The sequence below is a fragment of the Massilia sp. 9I genome, assembly GCF_902506415.1.
Lineage (GTDB): Bacteria > Pseudomonadota > Gammaproteobacteria > Burkholderiales > Burkholderiaceae_D > Telluria.
The window spans coordinates 2,424,879-2,441,040 of sequence record NZ_LR733275.1; the positions used below are offsets into that span (position 1 = coordinate 2,424,879).

The window sequence follows — 16,162 nt, forward strand, 5'->3', positions numbered from 1 at the left end:
AGGAAACTGATCAGCAGGGTTACAAAGTATTACATATTCTTGCCCGAAGCCTCGTCTCATTCCGCAAAGCAACCGTGAATATTGTTGAGGCGGGTTGATTCGTTTAGCATGTCGGATTCACTCTTCCGTACTGACGAGGCCTTCATGAGTAAATACACGCTGAACATCAACGGCAAGGCACAGGCCGTGGACGTCGAGCCCGACACGCCGCTGCTGTGGGCCTTGCGCGACAGCCTCGGCCTCGTCGGCACCAAATACGGCTGTGGCCTCGGCCAGTGCGGCGCCTGCACCGTGCACATCGACGGCGTGCCGGCGCGCGCCTGCCTGACCCCGGTGTCCAGCCTGGGCAAGCAGAAGATCACCACCATCGAGGGCCTCGACGCCAAGGCGCAGCACCCGCTGCAGGAAGCCTGGCAGGAACTCGACGTGCCGCAGTGCGGCTACTGCCAGGCCGGCCAGATCATGACGGCCTGCCACCTGCTCAAGCAGCATCCGAAGCCGACCGACGCCCAGATCGACGAAGCGATGGCGGGCAACCTGTGCCGCTGCGCCACCTATACCCGCATCCGCGCCGGCATCCACCGCGCGGCCGACATCGCCGCCAATGGAAAGGGCAAGAAATGAGCGCGCTGCATTCCCAGTCCCGCCGCAGCTTCCTGCGCACCAGCGCCGTCGGCGGCGCCTTCATGCTCGGCATGTCCGCCCAGGGCGCCCTCGCCGCTGCCGCAGGTGCGGCGGCTTCCCCCGAGTTCACGCCCAACGCTTTCATCCGCATCGGCCGTGACGGCCGCGTGACCCTGATTTCGAAGCAGCCGGAAATCGGCCAGGGCATCAAGACTTCGCTGCCGATGGTGATCGCGGAGCAGCTCGAAGTCGATTGGAAGGACGTGCGCATTGTGCAGGGCGACCTCGATACCGCCCAGTACGGCCCGCAAGGCGCCGGCGGCTCCACCTCGACCCCGACCAATTACGAGAACTTCCACCGCCTCGGCGCCGCAGCGCGCATGATGCTGGTGCAGGCCGCCGCCAATACCTGGAAGGTGCCCGTGTCCGAGTGCACGGCGCAGAGCGGCGCCGTGGTGCATGGCCCGAGCAAACGCCGTCTCGGCTACGGCGCGCTGGTGGAAGCCGCTGCCAAGCTGCCGGTCCCGGACGCCAAGGCGGTGGTGCTGAAGGACCCGTCCACCTACAAGCTGCTCGGCACCCGCATCGGCGGCGTCGACAACGCGGCCATCGTCAGTGGCAAGCCGCTGTTCGGCATCGACGTGCGCCTGCCCGGCATGCTGTATGCGGTGTACGCCAAGTGCCCGGTCTTCGGCGGCAAGCCGGTGAGCGCCAACCTGGACGCGATCAAGGCCATGCCTGGCGTGAAGGATGCCTTCATCGTCGAAGGCACCAATAACCTGAACGGACTGCGACCGGGGGTGGCGATCGTCGCCACCTCGACCTGGGCCGCGATCCGCGCGCGGCGGGCACTAGAGGTGGTGTGGGACGAAGGCGAAGGCGCGGGCCACAGCTGGGCCGACTTCACGGCCCAGGCCCAGGCGGCGTCGAAACAAGCCGGCGCCGCGACCGTGCGCAAGGACGGCGACGTGCCGGCGGCGCTGGGCAAGGCCGCCAAGGTGGTCGAAGGCGCCTACAGCTACCCCTTCATCTCGCACGCGAGCATGGAACCGCAGAACTGCACCGCCTGGATCAAGCCGGACGGCGCGCTCGAACTGTGGGCGCCGACCCAGAATCCGGGTTCCGGCCAGGCCCTGGTGACGACTACCTTCGGCATCCCGAAAGAGAAGATCACCCTGCACATCATCCGCAGCGGCGGCGGCTTCGGCCGGCGCCTGAGCTCGGACTTCATCGTCGAGGCGACCGCCATCGCACAGAAGGTGGCGGCCCCGGTCAAGCTGACCTGGACCCGCGAGGACGACCTGCAGCACGACCACTTCCGTCCGGGCGGCTTCCACTTCCTGCGCGGCGGCGTCGATGCCGCGGGCAAGGCAGTCGCCTGGCACAACCATTTCGTGACCTTCGCCAACCGCGTCGAGCGCGAGGGCAAGAGCGTGGTGCAGCCTGGCAGCGGCGGCAACCTGTTCGCCGACGAGTTCCCAGGCCGCTGGATCGACAACTGTTTGTTCGAGCAGACCGTGCTCGAATGCCGCATCCCGATGGGCCCATGGCGCGCGCCGGGCAGCTGCGTGTTCTCCTGGGTGCTGCACAGCTTCATCGACGAGCTGGCGCATGCGGGCGGGCGCGATCCGCTGGAATTCCGTCTCGAGCTGCTCGGCAACAAGGACTTCATGCCGGCCAGCAGCGAGCGTGGCCTGCCCTACGACGTCAAGCGCATGCGCAACGTATTGGTCGAAGTGGCGCAGCGCGCCGGCTGGGGCAAGAAGCAGTTCCCGCGCGGCCAGGGTCAGGGCATCGCTTTCCACTTCAGCCACCGCGGCTATGTGGCGCAGGTGGCCGAAGTCACCGTCTCGCGTGACGGCAAGCTGAAGGTGGACCGGGTGGTGGTGGCGGCCGACGTCGGCTCGCAGATCGTCAACCTGTCGGGTGCGGAAAACCAGGTGCAAGGCTCGGTCGTCGACGGCCTGTCGACCATGATGTTCCCTGAGCTGAACATCGAGAAGGGCCGCATCGTGCAGAGCAACTTCCACGACTACCAGCTGCTGCGCATGCCGGATACCCCGACGAAGATCGAGACCCACTTCATCAAGACCGACAATCCGGTGACGGGCCTGGGTGAACCTGCCCTGCCGCCGCTGGCGCCGGCGGTCTGCAATGCGATCTTTGCCGCGACGGGCAAGCGGGTGCGTCAGCTACCGTTGAGCAAGACGGATCTCAGCTGGAGCTGAGATCCACAAGGGGCGGCGTCTGTCGGCCTCTTTTCAGTGGCGGTGCGCTGGGTCGTGATCCTTGGCGCCATGATAGTCGAGGATCGACGCCGCCTTTTCCAGCCGTGACTCGTCCGCAGTCACGGTGACCACGCACTTGCCGATCTCCAGCCCGGGCGCATAGACGTCCTTGTAGTCGGTCCCGCCCTTCACCGAGGGCGAATCCCCCACCGTAAAATTGGCCTCGGACGGGCCGGCCTCGTCGCCGGTATGGCTGATTTCGATCCCGTCCCGGTCGAAGCCCGCGTCCAGCAGTGCCTGACGGGCGCGCTCGGCATCCTGGAAATTCTCGATCACACGCACGATCTGATTCATGGCTACCTCCATCGTTTCCTGTTGAAGCCACCGTACCAGAATCGAGCGGCGCCCGGCGCTCGCGCGAGAACCAAGCATGCGCCACCCTCCTCGGGCCTTCGTTATGATTTAATCAATTTAACAACCACGACGGACGACCCCATGACCACTCCAGTCAGCGCCGGCCCGATCCATGGAATCCGGCCCGGCCCATTTCACGCGATCCTTCTCGGCGGATCAGTGCCCCTGTTCCTTGGTGCATTGCTCAGCGACTACGCCTACTACCAGAGCCACCAGATTCAGTGGAGTAATTTCGCGTCCTGGCTCCTCGCCGGGGCCGAACTCTTCAGCGGACTCGCGCTGCTGTTTGCGCTGATTAATCTGCTGCGCGCACGGCACAAATCTGGGCAGCCCCTCACCTACTTCCTGCTGCTTCTGGTGACCTGGGTGCTTGGCCTGATCAACAACTTCCAGCATGCCAAGGACGCCTGGGCGGTCATGCCAGGCGGCCTGGTGCTATCGGTGATCGTCACCATTCTCATCATCATCACGGCCTGGTTGGGTCTCAAACAGCGCACGGGAGGCCCGCAATGAAACGTCTGAGCACATTGACGCTGTTGAGCATGGCGGTGCTGGTTACCGCCTGCTCGAATGAAAAAGGCGGCGCCCCGGCACTGGGCGCGGATCCCAAGCTCCCGGCGCCGGAACGCGGTCTCCTGCCCAGCATGAAGATCGCCGAGCCGACCGAATGGGGCAAGCAGGTTCCGACCGTGCCCAAGGGGTTTACCGTCACGGCCATCGCCACCGACCTGCAGATCCCGCGCCAGACCCTGGTGCTGCCGAATGGCGACATCCTGGTGGCCGAAGGCCGCGGCGGCAAGGCGGCCAAGCTGAAACCTAAGGACGTGATCGCGGGCTACATCAAGGCCAAGGGCAACACCAAGGTCAAGAGCGGCAACCGCCTGACCCTGCTGCGCGATGCGGACGGCGACGGCAAGTACGAGCTGAAGACCGTGTTCGCGAACAACCTGGATGCCCCTTACGGCCTGGCCTTCGCCAACAACAAGATTTACGTCGCCAACCAGGGCGAACTGGTCAGCTTCGACTACCAGCCAGGCCAGACCGAGGCCGCCGGCCCGCCGACTTCGGTTGCGAAGCTGCCTTCCGAGATCAATCACCACTGGACCAAGGCACTGGCCGTCAGCCCGGATGGGCGTTTCCTGTACGTGGGCATCGGCTCGAACAGCAACATCACCGAGCGCGGCATGGAGGCCGAACTCGACCGCGCCATGGTGTGGCAGATCGACGCCGAGACGGGCGCCCACAAGCCCTTTGCTACCGGCCTGCGTAATCCGACCGCGCTGGCGATCCAGCCGGGGACCGGCCAGCTGTGGGCCGTGGTCAACGAACGCGACGAGATCGGACCAGACCTGGTGCCGGACTACCTGACCTCGGTGCGCCCGGGCGCCTTCTACGGCTGGCCGTACAGCTATTGGGGACAGAACGTCGACACCCGTGTGCAGCCGCCGGATCCGAAAAAGGTGGCGTCCGCCGTCAAGCCTGACTACAGCCTGGGCTCGCACGTGGCCGCACTGGGCGTGAGCTTCTCGATGCCGGCGATTGGGGAAAGCTACGCCGAGGGCGTGTTCGTCGGCGAGCACGGCAGCTGGAACCGCCAGAACCCAGTCGGCTACAAGGTGATCTTCGTGCCATTCAAGAACGGCCGGCCCGCAGGTAACCCGATCGACTTCGTGACGGGCTTCCGTGACGGCGATGGAAAAACCCGCGGCCGCCCGGTGGGTGTAACGGTCGATCCGCGTGGCGCGCTCATTGTCGCGGATGACCTGGCGAATACCGTCTGGCGGGTGGTGCGCCAGCCCTGACACCGCACAATGGAGCTTGTTCGCCGCGTTAGGTCGATACGATCAGTATCAAGGACACGAAACTGACCGCGGCGAACAAGGCCACTGCGAAACGATTGTGCCTGGTGCTTTGTGCCGGCGGGTAGCGGCCGAATGAGAGGACGCGGAGCAAGGCCCAGCCAGGCCAGTAAAACAGCTTTTCGATCAGTCTGGCCAGCAATTCACAGATCAGGATCCGGCAGACCCATCCCAGAACATCGATCGTGAACTCCAGCACAGTATGGCCTCGGTCTACATTCAGTAGAGCGTATCGCGCTGGCGCTGGGGCAAGGCCTGGTCGTAGGCGTCACCGTCCATGCCACCCTGCGTCAGCGCGGCCAGCATCGTTCCCGGCGTCGGCACTTGCGAGCGCTCGTGCTCGTCGGGGTACCACAGGCGAGAGCGCAGGATGGAGCGGGCGCACTGGAAGAACACCTTCTCGACCGCGATCTGCAGGACGCACAGAGGCGGCTTGCCATCCACCGCGAACGAGGCCAGCAGCGCGGGATCATTGCTAATCTGCGCGCGGCCACGCACGCGCAGGGTTTCCCCCACGCCCGGAATCATGAACAGCAGGCCCACGCGCGGGTCGGCCACCAGGTTGCGCAGGCTGTCGATCCGGTTGTTCCCACGCCGCTCGGGCAGCAGCAGCGTGTGCTCGTCCACCACCCGCACCAGCGGGCCGGCGTCGCCGCGCGGCGACACGTCCAGTCCACCCGGGCCGCTGGTCGCCAGCAGGGCGAAGCGCGCCTGCGCGACCCAGCGCGCGTACACCGGATGCAGGCTGTCGGTCTCCTTGGCGATCGAGGGCGCCGCCACGGGACCGAACAGCGCCTCCAGCGCCGCCAGATCGGTGATCAGGTGCTGGTCCATGCGGCTTAGCGCTCGATCAGCACCGGCTCGTCGAAGCCCAGCTCTTTCATGCGCGGCAGCTGGGTCTTGGCGTCGCCCACCACCAGCCACACCATCTTCGACGGATCGAGGTACTTCTGCGACAGCGCCTGGATCTGCGGCAGCGTCATCGACTGCACGATGCGCTCGCGCTCCTTGACGTAGTCGGCGCGCCAGCCGTACTTGCTGATGTTGTCGAGCATGGCCAGCTTGGCGCCGGCCGTCTCAAAAGCACGCGCGTTACTCTTGATCAGGAAGTTCTTGGTCGTCTCGAGGTCGGCATCCGAATAGGTCTTCGGGTAGTCCTGCAGGATCTGCTTGACCAGCTGGGTCGATTCGAGCGTCACGTTGCTGCGCACGCCGCTGGCGATCACGAACGGACCGGCGCTCTTGCTGCCGCCGAAGTTGGAATTGATGCCGTAGGTGTAGCCCTTGCCTTCGCGCAGCTGCTGGGTCAGGCGCGAGGCAAAGCCGCCGCCGCCCAGGATGTAGTTGGTGACGGTGGCCGGGTAGTAGTCCGGATCGGTCACGGCCAGCGCGCGGTAGCCGACCTGCAGCACCGACTGCTTCGCATCCGGCACGTCGACGAAATACACCTTTGCTGGCGCCGGCGCGCTTGCCGCCGTTGCCACCGCCGGCAGTGCGACCGGCTTGGCCTTCCAATCGCGTCCCAGGCCTGCCAGCGAGGCCGCCGCGCTTGCTTTCGGCAGCGCGCCGACCACGTGCATGCGCGCCACTGACGGCGACACGTTGGCCTGGTAGAAGGCTTTCAGGTCGTCGATGGTGATCGCATTGACACTCTCGGTAGTGCCGAGGATGTTGCGCGAACGCGGGTCGTCCTTGCCATAGACCAGCTTGGCGAAGTTGCGGCTGGCGATGGCATTCGGTTCCGCATCCTGTTGGCGAATCTGGCTCAGCACGCTTTGCTTGATGAGGGCGAATTCCTTTTCGTCCCAGCGCGGCTGCAAGAGGATTTCCTCGACCAGGTCCAGGGTCGCCTGGAAGTTGCGCGCCAGGGTGTTCACCGTAATGCGCACGTCTTCGGTGCGGGCCGACACGTTGATCGAAGCGCCCAGCTGCTGGATCGCTTCTTCCAGCTCCTGCGGGGTCTTCTTGGCCGTACCCTGGGTCATCATGCGCGCCATCAGGTTGGCCACGCCCACCTTGTCGGCCTTGTCGAGCAGCAGGCCGCCGTCGATCGCGATGTCGAACTGCACCAGCGGCACTTCCTTGTTCTCGATGCCGAGCACGCGCATGCCGTTGGCCAGTTTGGTGTCCCAGACCTGCGGCACCTTCACCGCCGGGCTCAAGCCATACGGCGGCTCCTTGCTGCGGTCAAACGAGGACGGGGTCTTGGCGTAGGCCGCATTGGCGGTCGGGTCGACCGCCGCTTCCGCGCCCTGCACCACCTTCTCTTCGACCACATCGGCTTTGTTCGAACCGCTCAGGGCCAGCTCGAGCTTGCCCTTCGGGACGAAGCTGGTGGCGACGAAAGGCTTGCCCTTGATGTAGGTGTCGTACACGCGCTTGACGTCGGCCGGCGTGACCGCCAGGGTCTTCTTGATGCTGTCCGCGACATAGCCCGGATTGCCGTTCAGGTAGTTGTATTCGGCGAGCAGCGCCGATTTGCCCAGCACGCTGGAGACCGAGTTGTAAAAGCGGGTCTCGAGGCCGGCCTTGATGCGGTTCAGGTCGCGCTCGGAGATGCCTTCCTTCTCGAATTTGGCGAAGGCCTTGTCGACCTCGCCGGCCACGTCGTCGAGGCGCTTGTTCTCGAAGGCGCGCACGCGCAGCATGAACTGGCCGGCGATCTCCGAAGTCTGGTTGCCGATCTGGACGCTTGGCGCGACCTTGCTGTCTTCCACCAGCACCTTGTAGAAGGGTGCGCGCTTGGTCTGGGACAGGTATTCGGCCAGCACTTCCAGCGCATAGGAATCGGGATGCAGGTCCTCGACGGTCGGCCAGGCCATGGTCAGCTCGGGCAGCTTGGCGAAGTTGTCTTCATGCGCCAGCTTGACGGTCTGCTTGACCACGCCAGGGCGCTTGGCGATGGCCTTGATCGGCTGGCCGCGCTTGATCTCCGAGAAGTACTTTTCGACCCACTTGCGGGCCTGGATCGGATCGAAGTCGCCGGCCAGCACCAGGGTCACGTTGTTCGGCACGTACCACAGGCGGAAAAATTCCTTGACGTCGTCCAGGGTCGCGTTCTGCAGGTCGTCCAGCGAACCGATCACCTGCCAGTTGTATGGGTGGTCTGCCGGGTACAGCGCCTTGTTGATGACGTAGCGGGTGTGGCCGTAGGGCGCGTTGTCGACGCCCTGGCGCTTCTCGTTCTTGACGACCTGCTTTTCCTTGGCCAGCACCGGATCGGTCACGGTATTGATGAACCAGCCCAGCTTGTCCGCTTCGGCCCAGATCATCTTTTCCAGCGCGTCTTTCGGGACGGTCTGCAGGTAGTTGGTGCGGTCCTGCGAGGTCGAGCCGTTCGCGCCGGAACCGCCGATGCGTGCGGTCATCTTGTCGAGGCCGCCCTTGCCCAGGTTTTCCGACTCCAGGAACAGCAGGTGTTCGAACAGGTGAGCGAAGCCGGTGCGGCCGGCCTTTTCGCGGGCCGAACCAACGTGTGCGGTCAGGTTGACGGCCACCACCGGATCGGAACGGTCGATGTGGAAGATCACCTCCAGGCCGTTGGGCAGCGTGAACTTCTGGTAGTCCACTTTCAGCTGCGCTTTCGGTGCGGCTTGGGCCGGCTTCACGGCGGCGTGGGCCGGCGTCAGGGCGGTCGACGCGAAACACGCGGCCAGCAGGAGAGGCAAGGGGGACATCTTCATGCGATCGGATCCTTACAATAATCGAACGGTCGGCGCGACGCGCCGCGACGTTCTGGATAGTATTGCAATTCCCCAATTGCTACAACGAAAAAGCAGCGTTCTCTCAGTCCGGGATGACAGCAGTGACTTCAATCTCGACGCGTGCCCGTTCTTCCATCAACGCCGCGACCTGCACCGCACTCATGGCCGGAAAATGACGGCCGATGACGTCGCGGTAGGCGGCGCCCAATTCAGCCCCGGCCTCGAGGTATTCACGGCGGTCCAGCACGTACCAGGTCATGCGCACGATGTGTTCCGGGCCCGCGCCGCCTTCGCGCAGCACGGCCACCACGTTTTCCAGGGCCTGGCGGCACTGGCCGACGAAGTCGTCGGTCTGGAAGCGACACTCGGCGTCCCATCCGATCATGCCGCTCACGTAGATTTGCTTGCCTCGCGCAGCAATGCCGTTCGAATAGCCTTTCGGGCGCACCCAACCCGCCGGTTGAAGAATCTCGATCATGCCGCTTCTCCTGCAAGCAGTTCACGCGCGATGATGAGCAGCTGGACCTCGCTCGCGCCTTCATAAATGCGCAGCGCGCGGATTTCACGGTACAGCGTCTCGACGGTCTCGCCGCTGACCACGCCCTGGCCGCCGAACATCTGGACCGCGGCATCGATCACCTGCTGGGCGGTCTCGGTCGCGGTGAGCTTGGCCATGGCGGCTTCCTTGGTCACCTTCTTGCCCTGGTCGCGCATCCAGGCGGCGCGATAGGTCAGTAAAGCGGCAGCGTCGATGCCGGTCGCCATCTGGGCCAGCTTGGCCTGGGTAAGCTGGAAGTCGGCCAGGGTCTTGCCGAACATCGCCCGTTCGCGGGCGCGCGTCAGGGCTTCGTCCAGTGCGCGGCGGGCGAAGCCGAGGCTGGCCGCCGCCACCGAGGTGCGGAACACGTCGAGCGTCGCCATCGCCACCTTGAAGCCCTTCCCTTCTTCGCTAATCCGGTTCGCTACCGGCACCCGGCAGCCGTTGAAGCGCAGGCGTGCCAGCGGGTGCGGGGCGATCACGTCGATGCGTTCGGCGATCTCGAAACCGGGCGCACCGGCTTCGACGATGAAGGCGGAGATGCCCTTTGAGCCGCGGCCGCCCTCACCACCGCCGTCGCCGGTGCGCGCAAAGACAACATAAAAGTCGGCGATGCCGCCGTTCGAGATCCAGGTCTTTTCGCCATCCAGCACATAGCTGTCGCCATCGAGGCGTGCGGCGCATTGCATCGCGGCGACGTCAGAACCGGCCTGCGGCTCGGACAGCGCAAACGCGGCAATGGCCTCGCCGTTGGCTACGCGCGGCAGCCAGGCCCCCTGCTGTGCTTCGGTGCCGAACAGCGAGATGGCGCCGCTGCCCAGGCCCTGCATGGCGAAGGCGAAGTCGGCGAGGCCCGCGTGGCGCGCCAGGGTTTCACGGATCAGGCAGATGGCGCGGGTGTCGATCGAGGCATCCGCGCCGCCGATGGCATGGCGCAGCCAGCCGCCGCTGCCGAGTTCCCGCACCAGGGCGCGGCAGGCGGCGTCGACGTCGCTGCCGTGCGCCTCCTTCAGGTGTCCTTCGGCCCAGGCGTCGAGCTCCAGCGCCAGCGCGCGGTGGCGCGGCTCCAGGAAAGGCCAGTCGAGATAGTCACGGTCGGCCATACTCAATCTCCCTCGAAGCGGGGCGTGTCCTTGGCCACGAAGGCGTGGTAGGCCCGGTGGAAATCATTGGTGGCCATGCAGATCGCCTGGGCCTGGGCTTCGGCCTCGATCGCTTCGTCCACCCCCATGTTCCATTCCTGCTGCAGCATCTTCTTGGTCATGCCGTGGGCGAAGGTGGGGCCGTTCGCCAGTTGCGCAGCAAAGGCCTGGGCTTGCGCCAGCACCGCATCCGGTTCGCACAGGCGGTTGAAGAAGCCCCAGCGCTCAGCTTCCTCGCCCTTCATCGCGCGGCCGGTGTAGAGCAGTTCCGCTGCCCTGCCCTGGCCGATCACGCGCGGCAGCAGCGCGCAGGCGCCCATGTCGCAGCCGGCCAGGCCGACGCGGGTGAACAGGAAGGCGGTCTTGCTGCGCGCGGTGCCGTAGCGGATGTCCGAGGACAGCGCCAGGATGGAGCCGGCGCCGGCGCAAACGCCGTCCACCGCGGCCACGATCGGCTGCGGACAGGCGCGCATGGCTTTCACCAGGTCGCCCGTCATGCGGGTGAAGGCCAGCAGCCCCGGCATGTCGAGTTTCGTCAGCGGCCCGATGATCTCGTGCACGTCACCGCCCGAGCAGAAGTTCTCGCCGGCGCCGGTGATGACGATGGCCTTGACGTCGTCCGCATAGGCCAGGCCCCGGAACAGGTCGCGCAGCTCGGCGTAGGATTCAAAGGTCAGCGGGTTCTTGCGCTCTGGGCGGTTGAGCGTGATGGTGGCCACCCGCTCCTGCACGGCATATTGAAAGTGGGTGGCCTGGTAGGCGGCGAGGCTGGCGCGGCTGCCCGGCAGCCGGTGCGCTTCGCCCGGTAGGTAGTGCATGCGTTGGCTCCTGATGGTGTGGGTTCAGCCTTCGAGCAGGCGCGCGGCCACTTGCTGCGGCGTGAGGCCGCTGCTGGCCGCCTGCAGCTGGCGTTCGCGTTCGAGGTTGCGTTCGAGCTGCTGTTTGCCGGCGCGGTACTGGCGCGGCCAACTGGCGCCCGTGTAGCCGATGCGCGCGGCCTCCAGCAGCGTCCAGGCCGGATTGGCCAGGTGCGGCCGGGCCACGGCGCACAGGTCGGCGCGGCCGGCGGAAATGATGCTGTTGACGTGGTCGGCCTCGTAGATCGAACCGACGGCAATCGTCGGAATGCCCGCTTCGTTGCGGATGCGGTCGGCGAACGGGGTCTGGAACATGCGGCCGTAGACCGGCTGTTCTTCCTTGCTGACCTGGCCCGAAGAGCAGTCGATCATGTCCGCACCGGCTTCCTTGAACAGGCGCGCGATTGCCACTGCATCGTCTGGCGTGATGCCGCCTTCGACCCAATCGTGCGCGGACAGGCGCACGCTGATCGGCAGCTCCACCGGCCAGACGGCGCGGATCGCGGCGAACACCTCGAGCGGATAGCGGCAGCGGTTCTCCAGACTGCCGCCATAGGCATCCTGGCGCCGGTTGGTCAGCGGCGAAATGAAGCTGGACAGCAGGTAGCCGTGGGCGCAGTGCAGTTCCAGCCAGTCGAAGCCGGCATCACGCGCGGCCTGGGTGGCACGGACGAAATCGGCCTTGATGCGTTCCAGGTCGTCGAGCGTCGCCTCACGCGCCAGCTGCGATACACCGGCCAGGTATTGCTGGGGCGAGGCCGAGACCAGCGGCCAGTTACCCTCATCGAGCGGTAGATCGATGCCGTCCCACATCGGCCGGGTCGAGCCCTTGGCGCCCGCGTGGCCGAGCTGCACGCCGATCTTCGCATCCGAATTCGCGTGAACGAAGTCGACGGTGCGCTTCCACGCCGCCGTGTGTTCCGGCGTGTACAGCCCCGGACAGCCGGGCGTGATGCGCGCATCAGCGGAAGTGCAGGTCATCTCGGCCATGACGAGGGCCGCACCGCCCAGCGCCCGCGCGCCGAGGTGGGTCAGGTGGAAGTCGCCGACCGTGCCGTCGACTGCCGAATACTGGGCCATGGGCGAGACGATCACCCGATTCTTCAGCAGCACGCTGCGGACTTTATAGGGCGTGAACATCGGCGGGGTAGGAGAAACAGGCGCGGGCACGCCGGCCTGCGCCGCCGCGCGCTTGGCGAACCAGCGCTCGAAGCCGCCGACGTAGCTGGGGTCGCGCAGGCGCAGGTTCTCGTGCGACAGGCGCTGGCTGCGCGTCAGCAGCGAATAGGCGAACTGCTCGGCCTCCATCGCCGTGTAGCGCTTGACGTTCTCGAACCATTCCATCGAATTGCGCGCCGCGCTCTGCAGCTTGAGCACCTCGACCCGGCGCGCTTCCTGGTAGCGCCCCAGCGCCTCTTCCATGCCCACGGCAGCGTCATCGAGGCAGCGCGCCAGCTCGATCGCATCTTCCAGCGCCAGCTTGGTGCCGGAGCCGATCGAAAAGTGGGCGGTATGCGCCGCATCGCCCATCAGCACCACCGGCACCCGGCGGCCATCGATCTCGTTCCAGTGAATCCACTCGCGGCAAACGATGCGCGGGAAGCGGATCCACATGCTTGAACCGCGCAGGTGCGCGGCATTGGCCATCAGCGGCGCGCCGTCGAGGTAGCGCGCGAACAGGCGCTCACAGAAGGCCAGGGCTTGTTCCTGGCTCATGGCTTCCAGGCCCGCGGCCTGCCAGGTTTCCTCGGGCGTCTCTACGATAAATGTCGAAGTGTCGCCGTCGTACTGGTAGGCGTGGGCCTGGAACCAGCCGTGTTCGGTCTCTTCGAAAGCAAAGGTGAAGGCGTCGAACTTCTTGCGCGTGCCGAGCCAGACGAAGCGGCAGTGGCGGCGTTCGACCTCGGGCTGGAATACGGACGCGTAACGGTTGCGCACCGCGCTGTTCACGCCGTCGCAGGCGACCACCAGGTCGGCGCCGTAGGCCCGCGCCAGCTCCAGGTCGTCGCGCACCTCGTGTTCGAATTCGTGCTGCACGCCCAAGGCGGCGCCGCGCTGCTGCAGGATGCCCAGGAGACGCTTGCGGCCGATGCCGCAGAAGCCATGTCCGCCGGACTTGACGGTGCGGTCCTTGAAGTGGACGTCGATGTCGTCCCAGTGGTTGAAGGACTGCAGGATGGCGCGCGCACTCTCCTCGTCGGCGCCGGCCAGGTTGCCGAGCGTCTGGTCGGAAAACACGACGCCCCAGCCGAAGGTATCGCTGGCCCGGTTGCGTTCGACGACGGTGACCGCGTAGTCCGGATGGCGCTTCTTCATCAACAGTCCGAAGTACAGGCCTGCCGGGCCGCCGCCCACGCACACGATCTTCATTCACGCTCCCTGTCTGGTGTTGCCGATATCTTACATGGGCAGATGCTTTAGGTGTCAACTAATCGTTGGACAAAAGTCGACGTCCGTACAGACTCGCCTCTCCTTTTAGTACAATACGGAAACGTTTGCACCGGTTCGGTGCACTGCCAACCGCGAGTCGCCGATGTCGATGAATCCTTTGCTCCAGCGTCTGGGCCTGAACAGCCTGCGCAGCCGCCTGATGCTGCTGGTCGCACTCGCGATCACGCCGATCGCCATCATGACGGTGCTGGGCGGGATCCGCGAGCGCGAAGCCGCCATCCGCGCGTCCCAGGAAAACCTGCAGCGCCTCACCGGCCTGGCTGCCGCGAACGAAGCGCAGTCGCTGGAACGGGCGCGCCAGATCCTGGTCGACCTGGTCAGTGTGCCCGATCTGCTGGGCCCGACCGAGCGCTGCAACGCCCTGCTGGGGGACGTCCTCGACCGCAACGAAGGCTACGTCAATTTTGGCCTGATCCGCCTCGACGGCAACGTCAGCTGCAGTGCAGTGCCGCTGCTGCACCCGGTGAACCTGGGCGACCGCCGCCACTTCCGGCGTGCCATCGCCGAGCGCCGCTTCATCGCCGGCGACTACGTGTTCGGGCGCGTCATCCGCAAGCACACCATCAACCTCACCTATCCGGTCACCGACCGCAGCGGGAAGGTGGTCGCCGTGGTGTTCTCGGCCATGGACCTGGCCGGGCTCGACACCTTCGTGAACGACATCAACCTGCCGCTCGGCTCGATCCTGGAGACGGCCGACTCGGGCGGCGTGATCATCTCGCGCCGTCCGGATCCGGAACGCTGGTTCGGGAAAAAGCTCAGCACGACCCTGCTGGGCGCCATGCGCGACCCTTCGCTGCGCCCGGTGGTGCTGCGCGGCGAGGATGGCGTCGAGCGCCTGCATGCCTTCGCCCGCGTGGGCGGCCCCTCGCTGTCGGAGTACACGGTGACGATCGGCGTGCCGGTGGAGACCATCACCGCGGCCGCGCGCGAGGCCCAGCTGATGTCGCTGCTGGGCCTGGGCGTGACCACCTTGCTGGCCCTGCTGGCGGCCTGGCTGGCCGGCGACATCCTGATCGTGCAGCGCGTGCGCAAGCTGATGGAGACCGCGCGCCGCATCGCCGCCGGCGAGCTGGAGGCGCGTACCGGCATCGGCCACGGCAACGAAGAAATCGGCCGCCTGGCCGGGGCGCTGGACGAGATGGCCGCCACGCTGCAGGCCAAGGAAGCGGCGCGCAGCCAGGCCGAGCGCGAGCTGCGCGCGGCCGACCAGCGCAAGGACGAGTTCCTGGCAATGCTGGCGCACGAGCTGCGCAATCCGCTGGCGCCGATCAGCACCGGCGCCCACCTGCTCAAGCTGCTCCACTCGGACAACGCCCAGATCACCCAGACCTGCGCCATCATCGCGCGCCAGGTCGAGCACATGACCAGCCTGGTGGACGACCTGCTGGACGTCTCGCGCGTCACGCGCGGCCTGGTGTCGCTGTCGACCGGGGTGCTGGACCTGCGCAAGGTGGTGGACGACGCGGCCGAGCAGATCCGCCCCCTGGTCACGACACGGCGCCACAAGGTGGTGCTGGACCTGCCGCCCGCGCCAGTGCGGGTCAAGGGCGACCACAAGCGCCTGGTGCAGGTGGTCGCCAACCTGCTCGGGAACGCCACCAAGTACACGCCCGAGGGCGGCCACATCGAACTGCGCCTGGCCGAGGAAGGCGACGGCTACGTCTTGACGGTGGCGGACGACGGCATCGGCATGGAAGCGGCCCTGGTCGGGCGCGTGTTCGACCTATTCACCCAGGCCGAGCGCACCCCTGACCGCTCGCAGGGCGGCCTCGGACTGGGCCTGGCGCTGGTGCGCAGCCTGGTCGAGCTGCACGGCGGCAGCGTCAGCGCCTCCAGCCCGGGTCTCGGCAAGGGCAGCACCTTCACCGTGCGTCTGCCGCGCTTCGAGCAGGAGCTCGAATCGCCGGTGGCGGAGGCGGTGCGCCATGCCGCCACCGCCCAGGCGCCGCTGCGCGTGCTGGTGGTGGACGACAACCTCGACGCCGCCCACACCCTCAACCTGTTCCTGGCCGCCGCCGGCCACCGGGTCGAGATCGCCTACAACGCGCTCGATGCGATCGAGATGGCGAAGGTGTTCGCACCCCAGGTCTGCCTGCTCGACATCGGCCTGCCCGACCTCGACGGCAACGAGCTGGCGCGCCGCCTGCGCGCCATCCCGCAGACCAGGGGCGCGACCCTGATCGCCGCCACCGGCTACGGCCGCCAGCAGGACCGCGACGCCGCGCACGACGCCGGCTTCGACCACTACATGGTCAAACCCGTCAATACGGTGCAGCTGAGCGAGCTGCTGGCCGCGGCCGGCGCCACCTAGGCGGCAGCTGACATATCATCGGGCTTTCCTC

General features: G+C 66.3%; 13 protein-coding genes. 5 read left to right on the top strand and 8 right to left on the bottom strand.

Going from position 1 to position 16,162, the window contains the following annotated elements; genetic code table 11:
- The first annotated feature begins 144 nt into the window (after nt 1-144).
- Both GV068_RS10875 and GV068_RS10880 read left to right on the top strand, forming a co-directional pair.
- Entirely contained in the window at nt 145-624 is a 480-nt protein-coding gene (locus GV068_RS10875; protein WP_159697337.1) for a (2Fe-2S)-binding protein, read from the top strand.
- Nucleotides 621-2,852, top strand: coding sequence for a molybdopterin cofactor-binding domain-containing protein (locus GV068_RS10880; RefSeq protein ID WP_159697338.1), 2,232 nt, complete (start codon nt 621-623; stop codon nt 2,850-2,852). Before GV068_RS10875 ends, GV068_RS10880 begins: the two co-directional genes overlap by 4 nt.
- A gap of 33 nt (nt 2,853-2,885) precedes the next feature.
- Here the strand turns inward: GV068_RS10880 and GV068_RS10885 are convergent, their stop codons facing one another.
- Nucleotides 2,886-3,206 (bottom strand): hypothetical protein, encoded by a 321-nt coding sequence (locus GV068_RS10885; protein ID WP_159697339.1) that lies wholly within the window; start codon nt 3,204-3,206, stop codon nt 2,886-2,888.
- Nucleotides 3,207-3,347: 141 nt separating this feature from the next.
- Here GV068_RS10885 and GV068_RS10890 point away from each other — a divergent pair, with 141 nt between their 5' ends.
- Together GV068_RS10890 and GV068_RS10895 are read left to right on the top strand one after the other, a co-directional pair.
- A complete protein-coding gene (locus GV068_RS10890) occupies nt 3,348-3,779 on the top strand; it encodes a DUF2231 domain-containing protein (RefSeq protein WP_159697340.1) in 432 nt (143 codons plus the stop codon).
- Nucleotides 3,776-5,068, top strand: coding sequence for a sorbosone dehydrogenase family protein (locus GV068_RS10895; protein ID WP_159697341.1), 1,293 nt, complete (start codon nt 3,776-3,778; stop codon nt 5,066-5,068). Before GV068_RS10890 ends, GV068_RS10895 begins: the two co-directional genes overlap by 4 nt.
- Nucleotides 5,069-5,096: 28 nt before the next feature.
- Here GV068_RS10895 and GV068_RS10900 read toward each other — a convergent pair whose 3' ends face one another.
- From GV068_RS10900 to GV068_RS10930, 7 genes are all read right to left on the bottom strand, one after another.
- Nucleotides 5,097-5,324 (bottom strand): hypothetical protein, encoded by a 228-nt coding sequence (locus tag GV068_RS10900; protein WP_201303277.1) that lies wholly within the window; start codon nt 5,322-5,324, stop codon nt 5,097-5,099.
- Between the two features lie 20 nt (nt 5,325-5,344).
- Nucleotides 5,345-5,959 carry a pyridoxamine 5'-phosphate oxidase family protein gene (locus GV068_RS10905; protein ID WP_159697342.1) on the bottom strand — a complete coding sequence of 205 codons (615 nt, stop codon included), beginning with the start codon at nt 5,957-5,959 and terminating at the stop codon, nt 5,345-5,347.
- A gap of 5 nt (nt 5,960-5,964) precedes the next feature.
- Nucleotides 5,965-8,808: a pitrilysin family protein gene (locus GV068_RS10910; protein ID WP_159697343.1), complete on the bottom strand. Its 2,844-nt coding sequence runs from the start codon at nt 8,806-8,808 to the stop codon at nt 5,965-5,967.
- Nucleotides 8,809-8,911: 103 nt separating this feature from the next.
- Entirely contained in the window at nt 8,912-9,304 is a 393-nt protein-coding gene (locus GV068_RS10915; protein WP_159704887.1) for a RidA family protein, read from the bottom strand.
- Nucleotides 9,304-10,470, bottom strand: coding sequence for an acyl-CoA dehydrogenase family protein (locus GV068_RS10920; RefSeq protein ID WP_159697344.1), 1,167 nt, complete (start codon nt 10,468-10,470; stop codon nt 9,304-9,306). Before GV068_RS10920 ends, GV068_RS10915 begins: the two co-directional genes overlap by 1 nt.
- Before the next feature lie 2 nt (nt 10,471-10,472).
- Nucleotides 10,473-11,327: an enoyl-CoA hydratase family protein gene (locus GV068_RS10925; RefSeq protein ID WP_159697345.1), complete on the bottom strand. Its 855-nt coding sequence runs from the start codon at nt 11,325-11,327 to the stop codon at nt 10,473-10,475.
- A 24-nt stretch (nt 11,328-11,351) separates the two neighbouring features.
- Complete coding sequence (locus tag GV068_RS10930) at nt 11,352-13,736, bottom strand: bifunctional salicylyl-CoA 5-hydroxylase/oxidoreductase (RefSeq protein ID WP_159697346.1); 2,385 nt, start codon at nt 13,734-13,736, stop codon at nt 11,352-11,354.
- Between the two features lie 169 nt (nt 13,737-13,905).
- Here GV068_RS10930 and GV068_RS10935 point away from each other — a divergent pair, with 169 nt between their 5' ends.
- Complete coding sequence (locus GV068_RS10935; protein WP_159697347.1) at nt 13,906-16,131, top strand: ATP-binding protein; 2,226 nt, start codon at nt 13,906-13,908, stop codon at nt 16,129-16,131.
- Nucleotides 16,132-16,162: the final 31 nt, after the last annotated feature.

Excerpts from the sequence above, each read along its gene's own strand:
- GV068_RS10875 (WP_159697337.1), top strand. The coding sequence starts at position 145 with ATGAGTAAATACACGCTGAACATCAACGGCAAGGCACAGGCCGTGGAC.
- GV068_RS10880 (WP_159697338.1), top strand. The coding sequence starts at position 621 with ATGAGCGCGCTGCATTCCCAGTCCCGCCGCAGCTTCCTGCGCACCAGC.
- GV068_RS10885 (WP_159697339.1), bottom strand. The coding sequence starts at position 3,206 with ATGAATCAGATCGTGCGTGTGATCGAGAATTTCCAGGATGCCGAGCGC.
- GV068_RS10890 (WP_159697340.1), top strand. The coding sequence starts at position 3,348 with ATGACCACTCCAGTCAGCGCCGGCCCGATCCATGGAATCCGGCCCGGC.
- GV068_RS10895 (WP_159697341.1), top strand. The coding sequence starts at position 3,776 with ATGAAACGTCTGAGCACATTGACGCTGTTGAGCATGGCGGTGCTGGTT.
- GV068_RS10905 (WP_159697342.1), bottom strand. The coding sequence starts at position 5,959 with ATGGACCAGCACCTGATCACCGATCTGGCGGCGCTGGAGGCGCTGTTC.
- GV068_RS10910 (WP_159697343.1), bottom strand. The coding sequence starts at position 8,808 with ATGAAGATGTCCCCCTTGCCTCTCCTGCTGGCCGCGTGTTTCGCGTCG.
- GV068_RS10920 (WP_159697344.1), bottom strand. The coding sequence starts at position 10,470 with ATGGCCGACCGTGACTATCTCGACTGGCCTTTCCTGGAGCCGCGCCAC.
- GV068_RS10925 (WP_159697345.1), bottom strand. The coding sequence starts at position 11,327 with ATGCACTACCTACCGGGCGAAGCGCACCGGCTGCCGGGCAGCCGCGCC.
- GV068_RS10930 (WP_159697346.1), bottom strand. The coding sequence starts at position 13,736 with ATGAAGATCGTGTGCGTGGGCGGCGGCCCGGCAGGCCTGTACTTCGGA.
- GV068_RS10935 (WP_159697347.1), top strand. The coding sequence starts at position 13,906 with ATGAATCCTTTGCTCCAGCGTCTGGGCCTGAACAGCCTGCGCAGCCGC.